Annotated in this window: 22 protein-coding genes; 13 read left to right on the plus strand and 9 right to left on the minus strand. The window is 60.4% G+C overall.

What is annotated here, in order from left to right:
- Nucleotides 1-158 precede the first annotated feature (158 nt).
- Nucleotides 159-521, plus strand: a complete 363-nt coding sequence (locus F475_RS11925) for a DUF1493 family protein (protein WP_086944160.1) — start codon at nucleotides 159-161, stop codon at nucleotides 519-521.
- 138 nt (nucleotides 522-659) lie between these two features.
- On the opposite strand, the gene F475_RS11930 is transcribed toward F475_RS11925, so the two are convergent.
- From F475_RS11930 to F475_RS11945, 3 genes are all read right to left on the minus strand, one after another.
- The gene (locus F475_RS11930) at nucleotides 660-2201 is read right to left on the minus strand and encodes a phosphoenolpyruvate carboxykinase (RefSeq protein ID WP_018929314.1); all 1542 of its coding nucleotides are present in this window, start codon (nucleotides 2199-2201) and stop codon (nucleotides 660-662) included.
- 179 nt (nucleotides 2202-2380) lie between these two features.
- Nucleotides 2381-3283: an Hsp33 family molecular chaperone HslO gene (hslO, locus tag F475_RS11940; RefSeq protein ID WP_018929315.1), complete on the minus strand. Its 903-nt coding sequence runs from the start codon at nucleotides 3281-3283 to the stop codon at nucleotides 2381-2383.
- 241 nt (nucleotides 3284-3524) lie between these two features.
- Nucleotides 3525-3932, minus strand: a complete 408-nt coding sequence (locus tag F475_RS11945; protein ID WP_018929316.1) for an RNA-binding S4 domain-containing protein — start codon at nucleotides 3930-3932, stop codon at nucleotides 3525-3527.
- Between the two features lie 232 nt (nucleotides 3933-4164).
- Between F475_RS11945 and F475_RS11950 the strand changes: the two genes are divergently transcribed.
- Together F475_RS11950 and rimK are read left to right on the plus strand one after the other, a co-directional pair.
- The gene (locus F475_RS11950; protein ID WP_172901254.1) at nucleotides 4165-4626 is read left to right on the plus strand and encodes an ATP-dependent zinc protease; all 462 of its coding nucleotides are present in this window, start codon (nucleotides 4165-4167) and stop codon (nucleotides 4624-4626) included.
- Entirely contained in the window at nucleotides 4623-5528 is a 906-nt protein-coding gene (rimK, locus tag F475_RS11955; protein WP_018929318.1) for a 30S ribosomal protein S6--L-glutamate ligase, read from the plus strand. Before F475_RS11950 ends, rimK begins: the two co-directional genes overlap by 4 nt.
- Nucleotides 5529-5709: 181 nt before the next feature.
- Here rimK and F475_RS11960 read toward each other — a convergent pair whose 3' ends face one another.
- Nucleotides 5710-7023, minus strand: a complete 1314-nt coding sequence (locus F475_RS11960) for an ATP-binding protein (RefSeq protein WP_007939543.1) — start codon at nucleotides 7021-7023, stop codon at nucleotides 5710-5712.
- A 115-nt stretch (nucleotides 7024-7138) separates the two neighbouring features.
- Nucleotides 7139-7879 carry a two-component system response regulator OmpR gene (gene ompR / locus F475_RS11965; protein ID WP_007939544.1) on the minus strand — a complete coding sequence of 247 codons (741 nt, stop codon included), beginning with the start codon at nucleotides 7877-7879 and terminating at the stop codon, nucleotides 7139-7141.
- Between the two features lie 362 nt (nucleotides 7880-8241).
- Between ompR and F475_RS11970 the strand changes: the two genes are divergently transcribed.
- The 7 genes from F475_RS11970 to tauD all read left to right on the plus strand — a co-directional run bounded on the left by F475_RS11970 (nucleotide 8242) and on the right by tauD (nucleotide 16559).
- Nucleotides 8242-10566, plus strand: a complete 2325-nt coding sequence (locus F475_RS11970) for a Tex family protein (RefSeq protein WP_111453972.1) — start codon at nucleotides 8242-8244, stop codon at nucleotides 10564-10566.
- A complete protein-coding gene (locus F475_RS11975; protein WP_018929320.1) occupies nucleotides 10566-10949 on the plus strand; it encodes a PaaI family thioesterase in 384 nt (127 codons plus the stop codon). The genes F475_RS11970 and F475_RS11975 overlap by 1 nt, the downstream gene beginning before the upstream one ends.
- A gap of 214 nt (nucleotides 10950-11163) precedes the next feature.
- Nucleotides 11164-12747 carry a glutamate--cysteine ligase gene (gshA, locus tag F475_RS11980; RefSeq protein ID WP_019581741.1) on the plus strand — a complete coding sequence of 528 codons (1584 nt, stop codon included), beginning with the start codon at nucleotides 11164-11166 and terminating at the stop codon, nucleotides 12745-12747.
- Nucleotides 12748-13043: 296 nt separating this feature from the next.
- A complete protein-coding gene (gene tauA / locus F475_RS11985) occupies nucleotides 13044-14021 on the plus strand; it encodes a taurine ABC transporter substrate-binding protein (RefSeq protein ID WP_018929322.1) in 978 nt (325 codons plus the stop codon).
- Between the two features lie 16 nt (nucleotides 14022-14037).
- Entirely contained in the window at nucleotides 14038-14832 is a 795-nt protein-coding gene (gene tauB / locus F475_RS11990; protein WP_018929323.1) for a taurine ABC transporter ATP-binding subunit, read from the plus strand.
- Nucleotides 14829-15677 carry a taurine ABC transporter permease TauC gene (gene tauC, locus F475_RS11995; RefSeq protein WP_018929324.1) on the plus strand — a complete coding sequence of 283 codons (849 nt, stop codon included), beginning with the start codon at nucleotides 14829-14831 and terminating at the stop codon, nucleotides 15675-15677. Before tauB ends, tauC begins: the two co-directional genes overlap by 4 nt.
- Before the next feature lie 39 nt (nucleotides 15678-15716).
- Complete coding sequence (gene tauD, locus F475_RS12000) at nucleotides 15717-16559, plus strand: taurine dioxygenase (protein WP_111453973.1); 843 nt, start codon at nucleotides 15717-15719, stop codon at nucleotides 16557-16559.
- A gap of 53 nt (nucleotides 16560-16612) precedes the next feature.
- On the opposite strand, the gene mgrA is transcribed toward tauD, so the two are convergent.
- Together mgrA and F475_RS12010 are read right to left on the minus strand one after the other, a co-directional pair.
- Nucleotides 16613-17650: an L-glyceraldehyde 3-phosphate reductase gene (mgrA, locus tag F475_RS12005; protein WP_018929326.1), complete on the minus strand. Its 1038-nt coding sequence runs from the start codon at nucleotides 17648-17650 to the stop codon at nucleotides 16613-16615.
- A gap of 180 nt (nucleotides 17651-17830) precedes the next feature.
- The gene (locus F475_RS12010; RefSeq protein WP_111453974.1) at nucleotides 17831-18721 is read right to left on the minus strand and encodes a LysR family transcriptional regulator; all 891 of its coding nucleotides are present in this window, start codon (nucleotides 18719-18721) and stop codon (nucleotides 17831-17833) included.
- A 125-nt stretch (nucleotides 18722-18846) separates the two neighbouring features.
- Between F475_RS12010 and F475_RS12015 the strand changes: the two genes are divergently transcribed.
- Both F475_RS12015 and F475_RS12020 read left to right on the plus strand, forming a co-directional pair.
- Nucleotides 18847-19587, plus strand: a complete 741-nt coding sequence (locus F475_RS12015) for an SDR family oxidoreductase (RefSeq protein ID WP_111453975.1) — start codon at nucleotides 18847-18849, stop codon at nucleotides 19585-19587.
- Nucleotides 19588-19643: 56 nt separating this feature from the next.
- A complete protein-coding gene (locus F475_RS12020) occupies nucleotides 19644-19904 on the plus strand; it encodes a hypothetical protein (protein ID WP_086944167.1) in 261 nt (86 codons plus the stop codon).
- Nucleotides 19905-19918: 14 nt separating this feature from the next.
- Here F475_RS12020 and betT read toward each other — a convergent pair whose 3' ends face one another.
- Together betT and epsC are read right to left on the minus strand one after the other, a co-directional pair.
- Nucleotides 19919-21874: a choline transporter BetT gene (gene betT, locus F475_RS12025; RefSeq protein ID WP_018929331.1), complete on the minus strand. Its 1956-nt coding sequence runs from the start codon at nucleotides 21872-21874 to the stop codon at nucleotides 19919-19921.
- Between the two features lie 427 nt (nucleotides 21875-22301).
- A complete protein-coding gene (gene epsC, locus F475_RS12030; protein ID WP_018929332.1) occupies nucleotides 22302-23228 on the minus strand; it encodes a serine O-acetyltransferase EpsC in 927 nt (308 codons plus the stop codon).
- 190 nt (nucleotides 23229-23418) lie between these two features.
- Here epsC and F475_RS12035 point away from each other — a divergent pair, with 190 nt between their 5' ends.
- Nucleotides 23419-24411, plus strand: coding sequence for a D-cysteine desulfhydrase (locus F475_RS12035; protein WP_018929333.1), 993 nt, complete (start codon nucleotides 23419-23421; stop codon nucleotides 24409-24411).
- Nucleotides 24412-24747 lie beyond the last annotated feature (336 nt).

Consider the following 24747-nt stretch of genomic DNA (forward strand, 5'->3'; position numbering starts at 1 on the left):
ACGCGCTAACAGGCAAGCCGCGCCCCTGTGGGAGCTGGCTTGCCTGGGTAGTAACCGGAGACATCCTTTACGTTTTAACCGCTGCCATCGGGCTTGCGCCCTTCCCCACGAATCCGACGCCCAATAAGATCCTCCAAAGCCCAACCGGATGCCCCGTAATGATCCTCGCCCCCAACTTCCCCGACGACCACGCCATGCACCTGCTCATGCAGTTGCTGCACGAAGAACTCGGCCTGCCCGAACGCAAAACCATCAGTCTCACCACCTCGATCAACTTTGACCTGGGTTGCGATGGCGCTGATGCGCGGCAGCTGATGGAAGCGCTGGAGGAACAGTTCGCCATCGATTTCGTCGACTACGACGCATATCGGTATTTTCAACCGGAAGGGTTTGATGTGTTTCTCAAGCGCCGAGCGAAGGGTCGTGGCGACAAAGTGCCGCTGACTATTGGGATGCTCTACAAAGCAGTCAAGAAACAACGGTGGGATACGCAGGAAGTGGAAGGGGTCGAGGGGATCTGATCAACAGAAGTGGAATTATTCTGGCTGTTTAGCGTGTTTACTGCGGGAATATTGCCAGTTTTGCTTCAAGGAAAATGAATCAGCGCCCACAAAAAAGCCGCCCCAAAGGGCGGCTTTCTCATTACATCAAACCAACTCTTACAACTTCGGCCCAGCAGCCTTGATCGCGTCGCTCACGTCGAACTTCTTGAAGTTCTCGACAAACAACCCGGCCAGTGCTTTAGCAGCTTCATCGTAAGCAGCCTTGTCAGCCCAGGTGTTACGTGGGTTCAACAGGCCAGTCTCAACGCCCGGCACAGCCAATGGCACGTCAAGGTTGATGGTGTCCAGGTGCTCAGTCTCGGCACCGATCAACGCGCCGCTCTGGATCGCTGCGATCACGCCGCGGGTGGTCGGGATGTTGAAGCGTTTGCCGACGCCGTAGCCGCCGCCGGTCCAGCCGGTGTTGACCAGGTAGACCTTGGAGCCGAAGCCGCGGATGCGTTTGATCAGCAGTTCTGCGTATTCGCCAGCCGGACGCGGGAAGAACGGTGCGCCGAAGCAGGTGGAGAAGGTCGACTTGATGCCGCTGCCGGAACCCATTTCGGTCGAGCCCACCAGTGCGGTGTAGCCGGACAGGAAGTGGTAGGCCGCTTGTTCTTCATTGAGGATCGACACTGGCGGCAGCACGCCGGTCAGGTCGCAGGTCAGGAAGATCACCGCGTTTGGCTCACCACCGAGGTTCTTCTCGGAACGCTTGGCTACGTGCTCCAGCGGGTAGGCGGCGCGGCTGTTCTGGGTCAGGCTGACATCGGTGTAGTCGGCGTGCTTGGCGTCGTCGATAACAACGTTTTCCAGGACTGCGCCGTGTTTGATGGCTTTCCAGATGACCGGCTCGTTCTTCTCGGACAGGTCGATGCACTTGGCATAGCAACCGCCTTCGATGTTGAACACCACGCCTTCGCCCCAGCCGTGTTCGTCGTCACCGATCAGGTAACGGCTTTCGTCGGCGGACAGGGTGGTCTTGCCGGTGCCGGACAGACCGAAGAACAGGGTCACGTCGCCCGCTTCGCCGATGTTGGCGGCGCAGTGCATTGGCAGCACGTCGGCGGCCGGCAGCAGGAAGTTCTGCACCGAGAACATGGCTTTCTTCATTTCACCGGCGTAGCGCATGCCGGCGAGCAGCACTTTTTTCTGCGCGAAGTTGATGATCACGCAACCGTCGGAGTTGGTGCCGTCACGCTCTGGCACGCACTCGAAGTTGGCGACGTTCAGAACTTGCCACTCTTCACGACCGGCCGGGTTGTACTGGGCCGGGTTGATGAACAGGCAACGACCGAACAGGTTCTGCCAGGCAGTCTGGGTAGTCATTTTCACGGCCAGGTAGTGCTCTTCAGCCGAACCTACGTGCACGTGGGAAACGAAATGCTCTTGCGCGTTGTTGAACGCCTCGACGCGAGCCCACAGGGCATCGAACTTGTCGGCCGGGAACTTGCGGTTGATCGGGCCCCAGGCAATGGCGTCCTGAGTAGTCGGCTCTTCAACGATGAAACGATCGACTGGCGAACGGCCGGTACGGTGACCGGTGCGAACAACCAGCGCGCCGGTATCGGCAAGCTCGCCTTCACCGCGATTCAGGGCTTGTTTAACCAGATCATCAACACTCAGATCGGTGTACACGGCGTTATTGGCTTGCGTCATGAGGTTCCCCGTCGGCCAGTGGCCGAGTGCTCCAAACGTTTTGTAGTAGAAAGTCGTGCACTACTACCGCGAAAAAAGTGGGCCGGATTATGCCAGAAAAGCCCAAAAAGTGTAGGGCCCTCCCGTCAGAACGGCGTTATTCCGGCGCTAAGCAGTGAATTTACCTGCGCTGAAGCGTTTTAGTGACGAGTATCTGACGGCGTATCAACCCCTGCACCGGCGAATAATTGGGTGATATCGGCCGCGTCGAACAGGTAGCGCTCGTTGCAAAACTGGCAATCGACCTCGATGCTGCCGCCATGCTCGACGACCAGCTGCTGCGCATCTTCCAGTCCCAGACTGACCAGCGCATTGCCCGAGCGTTCCCGGGAGCAACTGCAATGGAAGCGCAGTTTCTGCACATCGAACAGACGCACTTGTTCTTCGTGGTACAGGCGATGGAGCACGGTTTCGTTGTCCAGGCTCAGCAATTCGTCGGCGGTCAGGGTGCTGGCCAGGGCGGTGATGTGCTGCCAACTGGCGGCGCGATCTTCTTCATCTTTCAGACGGTCGGCAGGCAATTGCTGCAACAGCAGGCCACGGGCACGACGGCCGTCGGCGTACAGCTTGAAGCGGGTGCCAACCTGCTGCGACATGACGAAATAGTTGGTGAAGCAATCGGACAGGGTTTCACCGTCGAGATCGACGATACCCTGATAGCGCTGGCCTTGAGTCGGGTCGACAGTCAGCGCCAACACGCCATTGGGCATCAGGTCGGCGAGCGTCGCATCGGGCGCGATCTGCTCGGCGTCGTAGCGGGCCAGGCCGCGAATTTCGCGCTCGCTGGAGCACTCGATCATCAGCATCGGCACCGGGCCTTCGGAACGGGCCTGAAGAATCAGCAAGCCATCGAACTTCAAGGTGCCTACCAGCAACGCTGCAGCCGCCATCAGCTCGCCCAGCAGTTGCGCGACCGGCTCCGGATAGGTGTGTTTGGCGAGGACTTCGGCATAGCTACGCTCCAATGCCACCAGTTCGCCGCGGGTGTCGCTGTCATCGAAGATGAAGCGTTGGGTGTAGTCGGTATCCGGTAGATCGGTCATAGGTCTGGGTATCTGAAGTGGTGACAAAAAAGGTTACAAAAAATGAAACACGCCGTAGCAGCACTTTTGGGGGTGAGCTTAGCCATAGCGGCATTTTATGAACAATTCGGGGTTGTTCCAAGCAAGGTCAAACCTCGGTTTTCGACGAGCGGTGCTTTCACCTGCGAAATGCGCCGTTGGCGAATATCCCCCATATGGCTGCACAGGCAGGCGATTACAAGTCTGCGCCCGACGGCCGTCACTACTCGTCGTTGCTGCTGCCGCGAAACTTGAACAAATCCCGGCGCTGTTTCTTGCTCGGTTTGCCGTCGGTGCTCACGCCCAACGCCCCGGCCTTGCGCATGGCCGCCGCCGCTTCGCGCTTGGCAATGCTGGCTTCGGTTTCGGCATACAGAGCCTGGGCTTCCGGCGCGCCACGACGCACGATCGACAACGCCTGGACCACCACCGTGCGCTCCTCGAAGCCGGTGCGAATCTGAAACTCGTCGCCGATCCTCGGCTCCTTGCCTGGCTTGCAGCGCTCGCCCCGGCAATGCACCTTGCCGCTTTCAATCGCGGCCTTGGCCAAGGCACGTGTTTTATAAAAACGCGCAGCCCACAACCATTTATCGAGACGGACCTTGTCGTCCTCTTCGCTTTTTTGTGCCATTGGATGTCCTCATTCTGAAATATCGATGAACTGTACTACCGTTTCTGTCGTGCCATGAATCACAACGCCGTGGATTAGAATGCAGGCATTCCCCCCCTGTTTGAGGGATGAAAATCCGGGCCGTAGATATCTGTCGCCTTTTACCCATTATTCTGCGTGAATACCGCGAATTCGGCCGCACACGGCCTGAGCGGTTTTTGCCGGTTGAGCACTTTTGAAGACATTTGACCATTTGACCGTTGTCGGTCTGCGCGAGTGGGTGGCGCTCCCGGATTTGGGAGTCGCGGGCCTTCGGGCAAAAATCGACACCGGCGCCAGTACCTCCAGCCTGCATGCCACCGACATCGAGCCGTTCGAGCGCGACGGCGAACAGTGGGTGCGCTTCACCGCGCACCTGGGCACGGTGGTGCAATTGCGGCACCGGCGCTGCGAAGCACCGCTGGTGACGATGAAAACCATTAAAAGCTCCAACGGCCACGCGCAGATGCGCTATGTGGTCAGTACCACCCTGGCCCTCGGTGATCGGGTCTGGCGGGTCGAGTTCACCCTCGCCTGCCGCAAGTCCATGCGTTATCGCCTGTTACTCGGTTCCAAAGCCCTGATCGACGGCCAGTTGGTGGTCAATCCGGGCATCAAATATGTACAAGACAAGCCGGTGTTCCCGGTATCTACCCTCTCCACAGGTGTTGCATGAAGATCGCTGTGCTGTCGCGGAATCCGCGTCTGTATTCCACCCGTCGTCTGGTCGAAGCCGGTGTAGAGCGTGGCCATGAAATGGTGGTGATCGACACCCTGCGCGCCTACATGAACATTGCCAGCCACAAGCCGCAAATCCACTACCGTGGCAAACCGCTGGAGGGTTTCGATGCGGTGATCCCGCGGATCGGCGCATCGGTCACATTTTATGGCTGCGCGGTGCTGCGCCAGTTCGAAATGATGGGGGTGTTTCCGCTCAACGAGTCGGTGGCCATCGCCCGTTCCCGAGACAAACTGCGTTCCCTGCAATTGCTGTCGCGCCGGGGGATTGGTTTGCCGGTCACCGGTTTTGCGCACTCCCCGGATGACATTCCCGACTTGATCGAGATGGTCAACGGCGCACCGCTGGTGATCAAAGTGCTGGAAGGCACCCAGGGCATCGGCGTGGTGCTGTGTGAAACGGCGACGGCGGCGGAGTCGGTGATCGAGGCCTTCATGGGCTTGAAGCAGAACATCATGGTTCAGGAGTACATCAAGGAAGCCGGCGGCGCGGACATTCGCTGTTTCGTGGTCGGTGACAAGGTGATCGCGGCGATGAAGCGCCAGGCCAAGCCGGGGGAATTTCGCTCCAACCTGCATCGCGGCGGTAGCGCGAGCCTGATCAAGATCACCCCGGAAGAGCGCATGACCGCGTTGCGTGCAGCGAAGGTCATGGGTTTGGCAGTGGCGGGTGTGGATATCCTGCGTTCCAATCACGGCCCGTTGGTGATGGAAGTGAACTCGTCGCCGGGTCTGGAAGGGATTGAAACCACCACCGGGAAGAACGTGGCGGGGATCATCATCGAGCATCTGGAGAAGAATGGCGGGCCAAATATGACGCGGACCAAAGGTAAAGGGTGAAGCTTACTCAGGCCCTGTGGCGAGGGAGCTTGCTCCCGCTGAACCGGGCTGGAGGTCCAGGCCGAAGGACTCCCGAAACCGGCAACCGTGTTTTTTCATTGAAATACGGTTGCCTGATTTCACGGTCGCTGCGCAACCGAGCGGGAGCAAGCTCCCTCGCCACAGAGGTTGTGTACGACGCTTAAACCGCATCCCGCGGCAACATCAACCCAAGCGGCAACCGAACCCGCGCTTCCAGCCCACCACCGGAGCGGTTGCGCAGCTCGACATTCCCGCCATGCATCGAGGCGATCCGTTTCACGATCGCCAGCCCCAACCCCGTCCCCTTTCCGCCCCGGGCCCGATCGCCACGGGTGAACGGGTTGAAAATCGCTTCCAGCTCCGACGGATCAATCCCCGCGCCACGGTCCATGACACTCAGCACCACATACGGCGCGCTGGTATCCCCGGACACATAAGCCGCCACTTCCACTCCACTGCCTGCGTGATGCAGCGCATTGCCGATCAGGTTGTTCAGCAGCCGCTTCATCGACACCCGACGCAACGGGAACGGCTGGATCGGCTCCAGGCGCAAGTGCACTTTTTCTTCGTTCTGGTTGTACGGTGCCGCGACTTCGCGAACCAGATCGCTCAGGTCCACTTCTTCCACCAACTCGTCACGACCGTCGCGAATGAAGGCCAGGAACTGGTCAAGAATCGCGTCCATGTCTTCGATGTCGCGGATCATGTCGTCCGTCAGGTCGCTGTGATCGCCCATCAGTTCCAGGGACAGTCGCAAACGGGTCAGCGGCGTGCGCAGGTCGTGAGACACCCCGGCCAGCATCAGCTCGCGCTCACGCCCCGCCTGTTCGACATCTTCGGCCATCTGATTGAAGGCGCGATAGACCTCGGTCATTTCACTCGGCGTGTCGCTGATCGGCAGACGCACGCTGCGGCCCTGACCGAGTTGCCGCGCGGCATAGACCAGACGTTTCAACGGTTGATTGAGCTGGCTGACGAAAATCCACGCCGAAGCGGTCGACAACAAGCCGATGGCGAGGAACCAGCCGAGCACGTTCCAGATTTTCTGGCCGCGCAACGGATGCGGATACAGCGGCACTTTCAGCCAGCCATCGCCCAGGCTGGGCGCCCGGACCCACAGCGCCGGTGGCGAGTGCATGCGTAATCGTACTTCGGTGTCGGCACCCAGTTCGGCCTGCATCTGTCGCTGGTAGATCTCGCTGTACGGCCAGTGCTGCTCGCCTTCGGGCACACCGGCCCCTACCACCCGGATCAGGGTCGCGGCATCGGCAATCTTCGCGCGGTTCTCTTCATCGGCGGCCCAATAGGCGCGCAGCGTCAGGGCGACGCCGTGGCTGTATTGGCGATCCACCAGCACGTCTTCGTTCATCAACAGATAAACCAGGGTCAGCGCCTTGGAGAACAGGACGACGATCAGCACCAGCCACAGGGTGCGGGAGAAGAAGCTCTGGGGGAACCAAACAGGGGTTTTCATGGGTAACCGCTACACACTTGCAGGAGCGAGCGATGCTCGCATATTGCGGATCGCGAGTCTGCGGGAAAGGTCATCCGACCCGTTGCCCGCAGGACCCGCTCCTACAAATCACCGATCACTTCGTGGCGGCGCCATCCGGAACGAACACGTAGCCCACGCCCCAGACGGTCTGGATGTAGCGCGGTTTGGACGGATCGGGCTCGATCATCCGGCGCAGACGGGATATCTGCACGTCGATGGAACGCTCCAGGGCATCCCACTCGCGGCCACGGGCCAGGTTCATCAGCTTGTCGCGGGTCAGCGGTTGACGGGCGTTCATGACCAGGGCCTTGAGCACCGCGAACTCACCGGTGGTGAGCATATGCACTTTGTCGCCACGCTTGAGTTCGCGAGTGGCCAGGGACAGCTCGTAGTCACCGAAGGTCACGCTTTCGTCTTCGCTGCCCGGCGCACCCGGCACCGGTGCTGCCTGGCGCCGCAGCACCGCTTTGACCCGGGCCATCAGCTCGTCCGGGTTGAACGGCTTGGCCAGGTAATCGTCGGCGCCCAGTTCCAGGCCCTTGATGCGGCTCAGCTCGTCGCCCTTGGCGGTGAGCATGATGATTGGAATCTGATTGTTCGCCGTGCGCAGGCGGCGGCAGGCGGTCAGGCCGTCTTCGCCGGGCAGCATCAGGTCGAGGACGACCAGGTTGAACACTTCACGCGCCAGCAGGCGGTCCATTTGTTCAGTGTTCGGGACGGCGCGGGCACGGTAGCCCTTGCTGACGAAAAAGCGTTCCAGCAGGCTGCTCAGCCCTGGATCGTCGTCAACGATAAGAATTTTTTCGCCTTCAGCAGTTTGTGCAGTGCTGCTCATTAGATGCTCCTTTGATCTCGGCGCGCATTATGGCGTAGCTGCCGTTATACGCACCGAGTGCATTGTTAGCAGATTTTTCCTTCACCGCCAGAAAACCAGTCTTTTCGCCTACAGCCTGCAATGCCCCCGAATGACAGAACGCTGGTTATAATGCGCGGCCTTTTGTGTCAGGCAACGTCTGATCGTTATTGCCGGTAACCACTTTTTATTTTCATGGCGCTGGCAGTAATTGTTCGATTTCACGGGTCAACGGCAATGCCTGTTGATCCAGGTAGCGGCGCTCGCCAGGCCGCTCAACCAGACTCGCGAAGGCCCTATTTCCGCGCCTGCGAGCCTGCTTTCACAATTTGTCAGGTGGTTTTATGGACAGCATCAACAGCCGCATCGCCGAGGAACTCGGCGTCCGCCCACAACAGGTCGAAGCGGCCGTCGCGCTACTCGATGAAGGCTCCACGGTGCCCTTCATCGCCCGCTACCGGAAAGAAGTGACCGGCAGCCTCGATGACACGCAACTGCGTCATCTGGAAGAGCGTCTGCGCTACCTGCGAGAACTCGACGAACGGCGTATCAGCATCCTCGCCAGCATCGAGGAGCAAGGCAAGCTGACCCCTGCACTTGAGCGCGACATCAAGCTCGCCGACACCAAGACCCGCCTCGAAGACTTGTACCTGCCGTACAAGCAGAAGCGCCGCACCAAGGGCCAGATCGCCCTGGAAGCCGGCCTCGGCGAACTGGCCGAAGGCCTGTTCAACGATCCAACCCTGAATCCGGAAACCGAAGCGGCGCGCTTCATCGACGCCGAAAAAGGCGTGGCCGATGTGAAGGCCGCGCTCGAAGGCGCCAAGTACATCCTCATGGAGCGCTTCGCCGAAGACGCCGGTCTGCTGGACAAGCTGCGCAATTACCTCAAGCAGGAAGCCACCCTCAGTGCCCGCGTGATCGCCGGCAAGGAAGAGGAAGGCGCCAAGTTCCGCGACTACTTCGAACACGACGAACCGCTGAAAAGCATGCCGTCCCACCGCGCACTGGCGATTTTCCGTGGCCGCAACGAAGGCATTCTCAGCTCCGCGCTGAAAGTCGGTGACGAACTGCCGGGCACCATGCACCCGTGCGAAGGCATGATCGGCCAGCAATTCGGCATCCAGAACCAGAACCGCGCCGCCGACAAATGGCTGGGCGAAGTGGTGCGCTGGACCTGGAAGGTCAAGCTCTACACCCACCTGGAAACCGATCTGCTGGGCGAGCTGCGCGACGGCGCGGAAACCGAAGCGATCAACGTGTTCGCCCACAACCTGCACGACCTGCTGCTGGCCGCGCCGGCCGGCCCGCGTGCCACCCTGGGCCTCGATCCGGGCCTGCGCACCGGCTGCAAGGTCGCCGTGGTCGACGCCACCGGCAAGCTGCTGGACCACGCCACGGTTTACCCGCACGTGCCGCACAACAAGTGGGACCAGACCCTCGCCGTGCTCGCCGCCCTGTGCGCCAAGCATTCGGTGGACCTGATCGCCATCGGCAACGGCACCGCCAGCCGCGAAACCGACAAGCTGGCGGCTGAACTGATCAAAAAATACCCAGCCATGAAGATGACCAAAGTCATGGTCTCCGAGGCCGGTGCATCGGTGTACTCGGCTTCGGAACTGGCTTCCAAGGAATTCCCGGACCTGGACGTGTCGATCCGTGGCGCGGTGTCCATCGCTCGTCGCTTGCAGGACCCGCTGGCCGAGCTGGTGAAAATCGATCCGAAATCCATCGGCGTTGGCCAATACCAGCACGACGTGTCGCAGCTGAAACTGGCGCGCGGCCTGGACGCAGTGGTCGAAGACTGCGTGAACGCCGTGGGCGTGGACGTGAATACCGCCTCCGTGGCGCTGCTGGCGCGCATCTCCGGCCTCAACGCGACCCTGGCGCAGAACATTGTTGCCCACCGTGACGAACACGGCGCGTTCAAAACCCGTGCGGCATTGAAGAAAGTCGCCCGACTGGGTGAAAAAACCTTCGAACAGGCCGCCGGCTTCCTGCGCGTAATGAATGGCGACAACCCGCTGGATTCGTCGGCGGTTCACCCGGAAGCCTATCCGCTGGTGCAGCGCATTGCCGCTGAAACCGACCGCGACATTCGCTCGCTGATCGGCGACGCCGCGTTCCTCAAGCGCCTGGACCCGAAGAAGTACACCGACGAAACGTTCGGCCTGCCGACGGTCACCGACATTCTGCAAGAGCTGGAAAAACCTGGCCGCGACCCGCGTCCCGAGTTCAAGACCGCTGAGTTCCAGGACGGCGTCGAAGACCTCAAGGACCTGCAACTGGGCATGATCCTCGAAGGCGTGGTCACCAACGTGACCAACTTCGGTGCCTTCGTCGACATCGGCGTGCATCAGGACGGTCTGGTGCACATTTCCGCGCTGTCGGAGAAGTTCATCAAGGATCCACGCGAAGCGGTGAAGGCCGGTGATGTGGTCAAGGTGAAGGTCATGGAAGTCGATATCCCGCGCAAACGCGTCGGCCTGTCGATGCGCATGAGCGACACCCCGGGCGAGAAGATCGACGGTGCCCGTGGTGCACGTCCGGGGTCGGCTCCGCGCCAATCCCAGAACACCGCGCCGCGCAAGGAAACCCCGGCAGCGGCTCCGACCAACAACGCCATGGCGTCGCTGTTCGCCAACGCCAAGCAGTTGAAGAAACGTTGATGGAGATCCCGGCCGGCTTGACCGAAAGCGCATTTTTCAAGCTGCTGGGGTGTCGCTTGCACAGCCTGGACACCGGGGTGGCGCAAGTCGCCCTGGCGCTGGAGCCACAGTTGCGCAATCGCGGCGGCAAGCTGCACGGCGGGGCTTTGTTCAGTCTGGTGGACATTGCCATGGGGCTGGCCTGCTCCAGCACCCACGGCTTTGACCAGCAAAGCGCGACCATCGAGTGCAAGATCAACTACATCCGCGCCGTCGCCGACGGTGAAGTGATGTGCACGGCCAGGGTGATCCACCCGGGCCGTCGCACGCTTGTCGTCGAGGCCGATGTGATGCAAGGCGACAAACTGGTCGCAAAAGCACAAGGCACGTTCGCTGTCCTGTAGCCCCCAATCATCAATTTGAGTTAATTTCGGCGCTGTGACTACAGCGTCGGAGTTTCCTTCGCTCGTGTCTGCCAGATTCAAGGATTGAAGTTGGCCTTTCAATACGGGCCTGTATGGCTCAAGAACCAGGCGAAAACGCCAGTTTCAACTTCACCCTTGTAGACCGTCTTGCCCACCCCCATATTGGGGCGACTGACGCGTGAAGGAATCCAACTTGAGCGAACTTCTCAACCGCCGCCTGGCTCTGCTCGGCGAGCGCGCTAACCTCTCTCTGCTCGAACAGTGCCTTCACGGCATCGAACGTGAATGCCTGCGCGTGACAGGCGAAGGGCGTCTGGCGCAAACGCCGCACCCCGAAGCATTGGGTTCCGCGCTGACCAACGAACAAATCACCACTGACTACTCCGAGTCGCTGCTGGAGTTCATCACGCCGGCCCTGCCAGACCCGGCGGATACGCTGGCGAGCCTGGACAAGATTCACCGGTTTGCCTACAGCAAACTCGGCGACGAGTACCTGTGGAGTCCGTCGATGCCGTGCCCGTTGCCGGCCGAGGAAGACATCCCGATCGCCTATTACGGCACCTCCAACATCGGTCAGCTCAAGTACGTCTATCGCAAGGGCCTGGCCCTGCGTTACGGCAAGACCATGCAGTGCATCGCCGGGATCCACTACAACTTTTCCCTGCCGGAAAAGCTCTGGCCGCTGCTTAAAGAGGCCGAAGGCTTTGTCGGCACCGACCGCGATTATCAGTCGTCAGCCTACATCGCGCTGATCCGCAACTTCCGTCGCTACAGCTGGCTGCTGATGTACCTGTTCGGCGCCTCGCCGGCGCTGGACGCCGGTTTCCTGCGCGGTCGCTCGCATCAACTGGAACAACTGGATCCGGACACCTTGTACCTGCCGTACGCCACCAGCCTGCGCATGAGCGATCTGGGTTACCAGAGCAACGCCCAAGCCGGCCTGACGCCGTGCTACAACGATCTGACCAGCTACACCGACAGCCTGCGCAAAGCGGTAGCTACGCCGTATCCAGCGTACGTCGAGGTGGGTACGCACAAGGACGGTGAGTGGGTTCAGCTCAACACCAACATCCTGCAGATCGAAAACGAGTACTACTCCAACATCCGCCCCAAGCGTGTGACCTACACCGGCGAACGGCCGATTCAGGCGCTGGTGGCCCGTGGCATCCAGTACGTCGAAGTCCGCTGCCTGGACATCAACCCGTTCCTGCCGATGGGCATCGACCTCACCGAATCACGGTTCCTCGACGCATTCCTGCTGTACTGCGCGCTGAACGACAGCCCGCTGTTGACCAGTACCAGCTGCGGTAACGCAACGTCGAACTTCCTCAGCGTGGTCAAGGAAGGTCGTCGTCCGGGCCTACAACTGCAACGCGACGGGCAAGCGGTGGACATGAAGGAATGGGCCGGCGAATTGCTGGAGAAGATTGCGCCACTGGCGGCGCTGCTGGATCAGAGCCATGGCGGCGATGCCCACAGCAAGGCGCTGGACGCCCAAATGGCCAAGGTCCAGGACTCGTCCCTGACGCCATCGGCCCAGGTGCTGGCAGCGATGGCCGAGCACAAGGAAAGCTTCGCCCAGTTCTCCTTGCGCCAAAGCCAGGTGCATGCGGAGTTTTTCCGCAGCGAGCCGCTTTCAGGCGAAGAACAGGCCAGGTTTGAAGAGTTGGCGCGTTCGTCGTTGGCTCAACAGGCTGAACTTGAACAGAATGAAGTCGGCGATTTCGATGTGTTTGTCGGAGCGTATCAGGCGAGCATTCTGGCGATCAGCAATTAGACGTAAACCTCTGTGGCGAGGGAGCTTGCTCCCGCTCGGCTGCGCAGCAGCCGTAAAATCTGCGACGGTGTTTAATCTGGCACAACACCTTCGCTTTTTTTGAGAGTCCTTCGGCCTGGAGCGCCAGCCCGGTCCAGCGGGAGCAAGCTCCCTCGCCACAAGAGCAATACACGACTATTCTCCCTTAGAATTTTCCGCTCATATGCTAATTCTAAAAAGTTATTTATTTTAAGTTTCTTATATCATTTAGTCTCTTTTTCACGCCGACTCCCGGTCGTCTGAAAAGGAGCTTCCCCATGAAACTGATTTCCCCCCTTCGCCTCCTGGTGGCCGCGTCGTTGGCTGCGGCGAGCTTCCTGGCTCAGGCGGCAGACGTGACCGTCGCCTACCAGACCACCGTTGACCCGGCCAAAGTCGCCCAAGCCGACGGCGCCTACGAAAAAGCCACCAAAGCCAGTATCGACTGGCGCAAATTCGATAGCGGCGCCGACATCATCGCCGCCATCGCTTCCGGCGATGTGCAGATCGGCTATCTCGGCTCCAGCCCCCTGACGGCGGCAATCACCCGCAAAGTCCCGGTGGAAACCTTCCTCATCGCCACCCAGATCGGCGCCGCCGAAGCCTTGGTCGCGCGCGACGGGTCCGGGATCAAGACCCCGCAAGACCTGATCGGCAAGAAAGTCGCCGTACCGTTCGTCTCCACCGGCCACTACAGCCTGCTTGCAGCGCTGAAACACTGGAACATCGACCCGTCGAAAGTCACCGTGCTCAACCTCGCGCCGCCAGCGATCATCGCGGCATGGAAACGCGGTGACATCGACGCCACCTACGTGTGGGACCCGGCGCTCGGTGTGGCCAAGGAAAACGGCAAAGTGCTGATCACTTCCGGCGAACTGGCCAAGTTCGGCGCGCCGACCTTCGATGCCTGGATCGTGCGCAAGGACTTCGCCGAGAAGCATCCGGAGATCGTCACCGCATTCGCCAAAGTGACCCTCGATGCCTACGCCGACTACCGCAAGGATCCGCAAGCCTGGCTAGCCAACCAAAGCAACGTCGACAAACTGGTGAAACTCTCCGGTGCCAAGGCCAGCGATATTCCGCTGCTGCTGCAAGGCAACGTGTATCCGCTGGCGGCTGATCAGGTGATCACCCTCGGCGCGCCGACCACCAAGGCCATTACCGACACCGCGGCGTTCCTCAAGGAACAGGGCAAGGTCGAGGCTGTGCTGCCGGACTACGCGCCGTACGTCAGCGCCAAGTACATCACCAACTGATCGGGAGTTAACCGCGATGGCTTTGCTACAGCTGGAGCGCATCAGCGCACAGTACCCCGGTGCAGCGGAACCTGTGCTGGCGGATATTTCCCTGAGCCTTGGGCCCCGGCAGTTGCTGGTCGCCCTCGGCCCTTCCGGCAGTGGCAAGACTTCGCTGTTGAACCTGATTGCCGGTTTCGTCGAGCCCAGCGCCGGGCGCATCACCCTTGACGGCGTGCCGGTCAAAGGCCCGAGCGCCGAGCGCGGCGTGGTGTTTCAGGACGACGCCCTGCTGCCTTGGCAGGACGTGCTGGCCAACGTCGGCTTCGGCCTGGAACTGGCCGGCGCCGCGCGGGAAAAACGTGAACAGCGCGCCCGGGAAATGCTCGCGCTGGTAGACCTTTCCGGTTTCGAAAACCGCCGCATCTGGCAACTCTCGGGCGGGCAGAAACAACGTGTCGGCCTGGCCCGCGCCCTCGCCGCCGACCCTCGGGTGTTGCTGATGGACGAACCCTTCGGCGCCCTGGATGCCTTCACCCGCGAACAGATGCAGGAGCTGCTGCTGCAAGTCTGGCAACGCACCGCCAAACCGGTGTTCCTGATTACCCACGATATTGAAGAAGCGGTGTTCCTCGCCACCGACCTGATTCTGCTGGCGCCGAATCCCGGGCAAATCGTCGAGCGCCTGAGCCTGGATTTTGGCCAACGTTACGCCGCAGGTGAATCGGCGCGCTCGATCAAGTCCGACCCGCGTTTTATCGAAACCCGCGAACACGTGCTCGCCAAAGTGTTCTCCCAACGCAGTGCCGTCCAGCGGCAGGAGCACGCATGAGCAGCTATGGAATTCCCGCCGCAACGGTAAAACCCGGTTCAAAGGTGAAGGGCTCGGCGGTGATCGCGCTACGCCGCCGTATCAGCACCCGCTGGATCAGCGTGCTGACACTGATCGCGCTGTTGGCGATCTGGTGGGCCGTCACCGCCACCGGTTTGATCGAACCACTGTTCCTGCCGCCCCCCTCCGCCGTGCTGCAAAAAGGCTGGTTGCTGGTGACCAGCGGTTACATGGATTCGACCTTGTGGCAGCACTTGGGCGCGAGCCTCAGCCGCATCGGTTTGGGCCTGGGCTTCGCAGTGCTGACCGCAGTGCCGATCGGCATTGCCATCGGCCACAACCGCATTGCTCGCGGCATTCTCGATCCGCTGATCGAGTTTTACCGCCCGATTCCGCCCCTGGCCTATTTGCCGCTGATCGTGATCTGGTGCGGCATCGGTGAGCTGTCGAAAGTGTTGCTGATCTACCTGGCGATCTTCGCCCCGATAGCCATCGCCACCGCCACCGGCGTGCGCACCGTCGACCCGGCGAAATTGCGCGCCGCGCAGTCGTTGGGTGCGACTCGGGCGCAGTTGATTCGCCATGTGATTCTGCCCAGTGCCTTGCCGGACATTTTGACCGGCGTGCGCATTGGCTTGGGGGTAGGTTGGTCGACGCTGGTGGCTGCCGAGTTGATCGCTGCCACCAGCGGTTTGGGCTTCATGGTGCAGTCGGCGGCGCAGTTCCTGGTCACCGATGTGGTGGTGCTGGGGATTCTGGTGATCGCGCTGATCGCCTTCGCCATGGAGATGGGCCTGCGCGCCCTGCAGCGCAAACTGGTGCCGTGGCATGGCCAGGCTCACTGAATATTCATGTGTCGACACCCCGGATTGAAGAGAACCACCATGAGCCACCTGACTATCGTCCCTTTAAGCTGCGCCCTCGGCGCGCAAATCAGCGGCGTCGACATCAGTCAGCCGCTGAACGCGGAACAACGCGCCGCCATCGAGCAGGCGCTGCTCAAGTATCAGGTGCTGTTCTTCCGCAACCAGCCGATCGAGCCACAGCAACAGGCGCGATTCGCCGCCTATTTCGGCGACCTGCATATTCATCCGATCTACCCGAACGTGCCGGAACAACCGGAAGTACTGATCCTCGACACCGCCGTCACCGACGTGCGGGACAACGCGATCTGGCACACCGATGTGACGTTCCTGCCGACCCCGGCGATGGGCGCGGTGCTCAGCGCCAAGTTGCTGCCGGAGTTTGGCGGCGACACCCTGTGGGCCAGCGGCATTGCGGCGTATGAAGCGTTGTCCGCGCCGATGAAAACCTTGCTCGAGGGGCTGACCGCCACTCACGATTTCACCCGCTCGTTTCCACTGGAGCGCTATGGCAACACGCCGGAGGCGCTGGCCCAGTGGGAAGAAGCCCGGCGCAAGAGCCCGCCACTGTCACACCCGGTAATTCGTACACACCCGGTGAGCGGGCGCCGGTCGTTATTCGTCAATGAGGGCTTCACATCGAAGATCAATGAGTTGTCGGAAACCGAGAGCGAAGCAGTTCTGAAGTTCTTGTTCGCCCACACCACACGGCCGGACTTCACCATCCGCTGGCGCTGGCAAAAAGACGACATCGCGTTTTGGGATAACCGCGTGACCCAGCATTACGCGGTGGATGATTACCGCCCGGCACGGCGGGTGATGCAGCGGGCGACGGTGTTGGGGGATGTGCCGTTTTTTCGTTGAGCCGCCAGTTCCCGATCGTTCCCACGCTCTGCATGGGAACGATCAGTACTCAGTTACTCAGCCATCGAAGGCTTCTCCCACAGATTGATCCCGCCCTCCTGGGCAAATCGATCAATCTCCGCCAGTTCTTCCACGCTAAAACTCAGGTTCTTCAGCGCCCCGACGTTCTCGATGATCTGCTCCGGCCGGCTCGCGCCGATCAGCGCCGAGGTCACCCGTGGATCGCGCAGGGTCCAGGCCAACGCCAGTTGCGCCAGGCTCTGACCACGACGCTTGGCGATCTCATTGAGCGCCCGCACTTGGGCGATGTTGGCTTCGGACAGGTGAGAGGACTGCAATGAATCACCGCCCGGGCGATTGACCCGCGCATCCTTCGGAATGCCATTGAGGTATTTGTCGGTCAACAGGCCCTGCGCCAACGGCGTGAAGGCGATCACGCCGGTACCGAGTTCGTCGGTGACATCCAGCAGGTCCTTTTCCACCCAGCGATTGAGCAGGTTGTAGGCCGGCTGGTGGATCAGCAGCGGGACTTTCCACTCCTTGAGCAACGCGGCCATTTCCCGGGTTTTCACCCCGGAGTAAGACGAGATGCCAATGTACAAGGCCTTGCCCTGTTGCACGGCGGTGGCCAGTGCGCTGGCAGTTTCTTCCAGCGGGGTGTCCGGGTCAAAACGGTGGGAATAGAAGATGTCCACGTAATCGAGGCCCAGGCGTTGCAGGCTCTGGTCGAGACTGGCCAGCACATACTTGCGCGATCCGCCGCCCTGGCCGTAAGGGCCGGGCCACATGTCCCAACCGGCCTTGCTGGAGATGATCAGCTCATCGCGGTACTGCTTGAAGTCTTCGCGCAGCAAACGACCGAAGTTGATCTCGGCGCTGCCGTACGGCGGGCCATAGTTGTTGGCCAGGTCGAAGTGGTTGATGCCCAGATCGAACGCCGTGCGCAGCAGCGAGCGCTGGGTGTCGATCGGCGTGCTGTCGCCGAAGTTGTGCCACAGGCCCAGCGACAGTGCCGGCAGCACCAGTCCGCTGCGACCTACGCGGCGGTAAGGGATGGAATCGTAGCGGTTTTCGGCAGCGGTGTAGGTCATCGAATCCTCTCTTGTGGGTCTTGAATGGGGTATCGACTGCTTTGCAAGCTGCCCAGCATACGCCCAGACAAACGCCAGGAAACCCCGGATTCGACTAATTGCTGAAACGTTTCATAGATTTTCGGTCTTGAGAGTGATCGTTCCCACGCAGGAGCGTGGGAACGATCGGTAGGCCGGCAGTTATTGAGCCCCTGCAAACACCTCCCCCAACCAATCCACAAACACCCGAACCCGTGGCGACATGTGTCGGTTATGCGGATACAACACCGAAACCGGCATCGATGGCGGCGGTGTTTCGGTGAGGATTTCCTGCACCAACCCTTGGGCAATCTGCGTTTCCATTCGGTAATGCGGGCACTGAATCAGCCCCAATCCGGCAATTGCCGAGGCCGCATAAATCTCCGCGCCGAACACCGACAACGCGCCATCGATGGCCACTTCTTTCAGCTCGCCATCCACCATGAACTCGAATGGAAACAGCTTGGCCGTGGTGCGCGAAACGTAGTTCACCGCGCGGTGGTTTTTCAGGTCTTCGAGGTTTTTCGGTTCGCCGTACTTACGCAAGTATGCCGGGCTGGCGCAGGTGATCTGGCGCAGGTTGGCGACACGTTTACCGATTAGCGCCGAGTCGCCCAAGGTGCCGGCGCGCAACACGCAATCAACGCCTTCGGCGATCAGGTCGACGAAGCGATCGGCTTCGCTGATGGATAGTTCGATGTCCGGGTAGCGCGCCATGAATTGCGGCAACGCCGGGATGACAAAGTGCTTGGCCAACGTGCCATGCAGATCCACCCGTAATCGGCCTTTCGGCGCAACGCCGCGAAATGCCAGTTCGGCTTCTTCCAGTTCTGCCAACAACTGCACGCAACGCAAGTAGTACGCCTCGCCATCCAGCGTAGGACGGACCTTGCGCGTGCTGCGCTCCAGTAAACGGGTACCGAGCCAGGCTTCGAACTGATTCAGCGTATGGGTCAGGGTGGCACGCGGCAGGTTCAGGTCATCGGCCGCCAGCGTGAAGCTGCTGCGCTCGTAGATCCGCACGAAAACCTTCATCGCCTTGACTTGATCCATACGGCGCTCCTGACGATCGATTGTTGGCGATTATTGAACAGTAAAGGCAACTCTCGTGCATCTATCACCCTGAGTAAACATGTGAATCTGGCTCCACACCCCAGCCACTCCAAGGAATCAACGCCATGACTACTCAAACTTCGAAAGTTGCCATCGTGACCGGCGCCTCCCGCGGCATTGGTGCCGTGATCGCCCAGCAACTGGCCGCCCAGGGTTTCGCCGTCGCCATCAACTACGCTAACAGCGCCACCGTGGCGTCGGCACTGGTGGTAAAACTGCGGCAGGCCGGTCACCGGGCCATAGCGATCAAGGCTGATGTGGGCAACGCCGACGATGTACGCCGGCTGTTCGACGAAGCCGAAACCCAACTGGGCAAGGTCGACGTGCTGGTCAATAACGCCGGCATCCTCAAAGTGCTGCCGCTGGCGCAACACAGCGACGAACTGTTCGACCAGAACTTCAACATCCACGCTCGCGGCACTTTCAACACTCTGCGTGAAGCGGCAACGCGCCTGAACAGTGGTGGCCGGATCATCAACTTCTCCAGCAGCACCGTCGGCATGAACCTGCCGGGCTATGCGGTGTACATCGCCAGCAAGGCGGCAGTGGAATCCCTGACCCAAGTGTTCGCCAAGGAAATGCGCGGTCGCAACATCACCGTCAACGCCGTGGCCCCGGGCCCGGTCGCCACCGACCTGTTCCTGCACGGCAAGAGCGAAGAACAGATCCAGACCTTCGCCAAGATGCCACCGCTGGAACGCCTGGCTCAGCCAGAAGACATCTCCCGCGTCGTGTCCTTCCTGGTCGGCCCGGATTCGGCCTGGGTCAACGGGCAAATCCTGCGCGTTAACGGCGGGTTGGTTTAACTATGCTCGATGTATTGGGCCGTAAGGCAGCACACATCTGAAGGACGGAACGCATCATGCACACCACGATCATCATCTTCTTCGGCCTGATCCTGCTGGCACTGATGCTGTTCATCGGCGAGAAAATCGGTTTCTCTCGTCAGACCCTGGCCTACAGCTTTGTCGTGCTGTGGCTGGCGTTGACCTTGATCAACGGCGCAGTCGGAATGGTCAACGCTGGCCAACCGTTGAGCGCGGAACTGGTGGTGGGCAGCGCGGTGTTCGGCATACCGGTGGCGGCACTGGTGCTGTTCATGGTGTTGAGCAGCGAGACCTGAGCGCCACCGGTCGATCAACGCACCAAATGCAAAAACTGCATGTGCCGTTCGTACTGGTCGAGGATGTCGTTGATCACCTGATCCTTGGTGTAACCCACCAGATCGTAGTCCTGACTGCCCTCGCGCAAATGCACTTCGGCACGGTGGTAGCGACGGTTGTTGAGTTGCTTGGAACCCATGCCGCCACGGGCGAAGGACGGTGTGAAGTAGCCGCGCATTTGCACCTGATAGATGAACGGATGCAGTTCGCCGTGACCGATTTCCAGGCTAACGTTGTCGTTGGCCGGATCGGGCTGAGTGACCACGTGCAATCCCTTCTCGACAAACACGGCGGTCACTTCCTCGATCGCCGGGCGCACCGTCGTATCAAGGAAGCGATAGACCTCATCCCGAGACGGAAAATGCACCGCCTGACTCAAGCGCTGACGCCATCCACCGCGTCGCGAACCGGCCACCGGCGCGAGGGAATGCAATTGCGCGATCTGCTTCTGCGACTCCAGATAAAACGCCTTGTGCAGGCCCCACATCATCAGCAGCAAAATCATCGAGAACGGTAACGAGGTCAGCACCACCGCCGACTTCAAGGCATCGATGCTGCCGGAGAACAGCAGTGCGCTGGTCACCAGTGCCGTCATCGCGCCCCAGAACACTCGCAGCCATTTCGGCCCGTCCTCATCGGGATTGCCACCCTTGGCGGACAAGGTCGACAACACCACGGTGCCGGAGTCGGCGGAGGTGACGAAGAACACAAAGCTGATGAACACCGTGACCGCGATCACAGTTTTGCTCCACGGGTAGGTCTCCAGCAACAGGTAAAGCGTCATCGACGGGTTGTCGATGGCCGACATGCCGAGCGCGCTCATGCCGTGATTGAGAACTTGATCGATGGCGCTGTTGCCGAAGATCGACATCCACGCCAGGGTGAAACCGAGCGGGATCAACAGCACGCCGAAGACGAATTCGCGGATGGTCCGGCCACGGGAAATCCGCGCAATGAACAAGCCCACGAACGGCGACCATGCAATCCACCAGGCCCAGTAGAACACCGTCCAACCGCCCAGCCAGTCGCTGGGTTTGTCATAGGCATAGAGGTCGAAACTCTTCATCGGCAAGGCGCCGAGGTAATCGCCAAGGTTCTGGATCAGGGTATTGAGCAAGTGCTGGGTAGGACCGGCGAACAACACGAACAGCAGCAGCGCACAGGCCAGCAGCATGTTGATGTCGGACATCACCCGCACGCCTTTATCGACGCCAGACACCGCGACGATGATCGCCGCGCCCATCATCAGCGTGATCAGGCCGACCTGAATCCACTGGGTGTGGGCGATGCCGAACAGGTAGTCCAGGCCGGAGTTGAGGTGCAATACGCCAAAGCCCATGTCGGCACCGAGGCCGAACACCGTGGCGATGATGCCGAAGCCGTCCACCGCGTAACCGATGGGCCCGTTGATGCGCTTGCCGATCAGCGGGTACAGCGCCGAACGCAGGGCCAGCGGCAGGTTATGCCGATAGGCGAAATAGGCCAGCGCCATGCCGACGAAGGCGAACACGCCCCAGCCGTGCAGGCCCCAGTGCAGAAACAGAATCTGCATCGCCTGACGCGCCGCCTCCGCCGTACCGGCCTCGCCTTGCGGTGGTTGCACCAAATGCGTAAGTGGTTCGGACACGCAAAAGAAAAACAGCGTGATGCTGATCCCGGCGGCGAACAGCATGCCGGCCCAGGACAAGTAACTGAATTCGGGCTCGTCGTGGTCGGCACCGAGCTTGATCTTGCCGTAGCCGGACAAGGCGGTGACCACCACGAAGACCAGATACAGCGTCATCGCGAGCATGTAGTACCAGCCGACCGTATTGGCCGCCCAGTTTTGCGCTTGCAACAGCCAGGCACCGGCCTGTTCGGGGATTGCCATGACCACGACGGCGAACAACAAAATGAAGGTCGCCGCGAAATAGAACACCGGCGGATTCATGCGGACCTGGCCGCTTGCGGGGATGGACGATGCACTCACGAAAGGTGCACCTCGAGGGGGGAAAACGTGGCTGTAAAAATCGGACTCAGCAAAGGCAAGCCTCCTGTTGTGAGCGGGCGGCGAACCACCGGTTTAACTTGAATGAACGTTCAAGTTAAACATGAATAGGGTGCTAAGGACTAATCGCAGGGCTCGGCGGTAGCTTTTCTGCGCGAGTGCAAGGAAGGGTATGACGCGGGGTTTACGGGATTTGTTCTGTGGAAAATTAGCTGGATGCCATTATCTCGGTTTGGCTTGAAACCATTCGCGGGCAAGCCTCGCTCCTACAGATTTTGTGTCGGTCGCCAAGTCCCCGATCGACACTGATTCTGTAGGAGCGAGGCTTGCCCGCGAAGACTGCATGTCAGTCAGCAAATATCAGGGTGCCTTACTTCTGCGTCCCGTCATCATGCTGCAGATTCGCCTGGGTCAGGTTGCACCCCGCTGGCACGCTGCGGGTCAGCCAGACGTTGCCACCAATTGTCGAGCCCTTGCCGATGGTGATCCGTCCCAGAATCGTCGCGCCGGCATAGATCACCACGTCGTCCTCGACGATCGGATGCCGCGGATGGCCCTTCTGCAACTGGCCGTCTTCGTCCGCCGGGAAGCGCTTGGCGCCCAACGTCACGGCCTGATAAATCCGCACCCGCTCACCAATGATCGCGGTTTCGCCGATCACCACACCCGTACCGTGGTCGATGAAGAAACTGCGACCGATCTGCGCGCCAGGATGGATGTCGATACCGGTGGCCGAGTGGGCGATTTCCGCGCTGATCCGCGCCAGCAACGGCAACCCGGCGCGGTACAAATGGTGGGCCAGGCGATGGTGAATCACCGCCAGGATTCCCGGGTAGCACAGCAACACTTCATCGACACTGCGAGCCGCCGGATCGCCGTGATAGGCCGCCAGCACGTCGGTGTCCAACAGGCTGCGCAATTCCGGCAGAGCGAGGGCGAAGTCCTGAATGATCCGGATGGCCTTGGCTTCGACTTCAGAATCGACCCCGGCACTGTGGCGAGCGACGTAACGCAATTCGAGCCGCGCCTGAGCCAGCAATGCATTCAACGCCACGTCGAGTGTGTGGCCGACGTAGAAGTCCTCACTCTCCTCGCGCAAATCCACCGGCCCCAGACGCATCGGAAACAACGCACCGCACAAGGCTTCGAGAATGTCCGCCATGGCCGCTCGGGACGGCAACTCGCGACCGCCCTGCTCGGTGCTGGCGCGGCCGTTTTGTGCGCGCCATTGGTCGCGCGCCGTACGCAGTTGGCTGACGATGGTCTGCAATTGCCAATGGCTGGAACGCTCGCTCACGGTAAAAACTCCTCACGGGCGGCCGGACTGTCTGGCCGCGCTGACGGCGATTACTTTACGGCAACGACTTGCAGCCGAATTAAGAACCAATAGTGCTGGGATCAATACTTTTGGCTATAAGCGATTGGCAGTTGCCCCGCTAAATACCCGTGCCTATAGTCCTGACATCTTTCTCCGCCAGTACGGACCCATGATCAAACAACAGCTTGCCCGTTTTAACCGCCTCGACCTGCTCGGTCACCCTACCCCGTTGGAAAAACTCGAACGTCTGTCGACCTGGCTGGGCCGCGATGTGTACGTCAAACGCGATGACCTGACGCCATTGGCACTGGGCGGCAACAAGCTGCGCAAACTCGAATACCTCGCCGCCGATGCCCTGGCCCAGGGCGCCGATACACTGATCACCGCTGGCGCGATCCAGTCCAACCACGTGCGCCAAACCGCCGCCATTGCGGCCAAGCTTGGCCTGGGCTGCGTGGCGCTGCTGGAGAACCCGCTCGGCACTGACGATAGCAACTACCTCGGCAATGGCAATCGGCTGTTGCTGGACCTGTTCGATGCCAAGGTCGAACTGGTGGAAAACCTCGACAACGCTGACGAGCAATTGCAAGCGCTGGCCGCACGTCTGCGCAGCAATGGCAAGAAACCCTATCTAGTGCCGATTGGTGGCTCCAATGCGGTGGGCGCTTTGGGTTATGTCCGTGCGGGTCTGGAACTGGCCGAGCAGATCAAGGACACCGGGCTGCAATTCGCCGCCGTAGTCCTGGCTTCCGGCAGTGCCGGCACCCATAGCGGCCTGGCGCTGGCATTGAGCGAAGTACTGCCGGATTTGCCAGTCATCGGCGTGACCGTTTCCCGTAGCGATGAAGCTCAACGACCGAAAGTCCAGGGCCTCGCCGAACGCACTGCCGAGCTGTTGGGCGTGGGCCTGCCGGCGAGTTTCAAAGTCGAACTGTGGGACGAATATTTCGGCCCGCGTTATGGCGAGCCGAATGCCGGGACGCTGGCGGCGGTGAAGCTGTTGGCGAGCCAGGAAGGGTTGTTGCTGGACCCGGTGTATACCGGTAAGGCCATGGCTGGTTTGCTCGACGGCATCGGGCGCCAGCGCTTCGATGCGGGCCCGATCATCTTCCTGCACACCGGTGGAGCGCCGGCGTTGTTTGCCTACAAAGATTTTCTGTAACCGATAGATAGTCCTGTGGCGAGGGGGCTTGCCCCCGTTGGGTCGCGCAGCGGCCCCTTGTGTCCGGCAGTCATATCGAGTCAGCAGACATTACGACTGCTTCGCAGCCGAACGGGGGCAAGCCCCCTCGCCACAGGAATGCATTCTTCCAATATTCAATTAAAGAATAACAAACTTAATATTTATTATTTTCCTATCTAAAGACGACATCATATAGTCGCGCCGCAGGCGAATTTGCAGCGAGACGCATAAGCTGCTTTAGGGCAGGATATCGCAGTCGTTCAAATCCCGAATTTGCCAACTTTCCTTAAGCGTCTTCATAAGAAAACACAGGGG

This window comes from Pseudomonas sp. URMO17WK12:I6 (assembly GCF_003253625.1).
Classification (GTDB): domain Bacteria; phylum Pseudomonadota; class Gammaproteobacteria; order Pseudomonadales; family Pseudomonadaceae; genus Aquipseudomonas.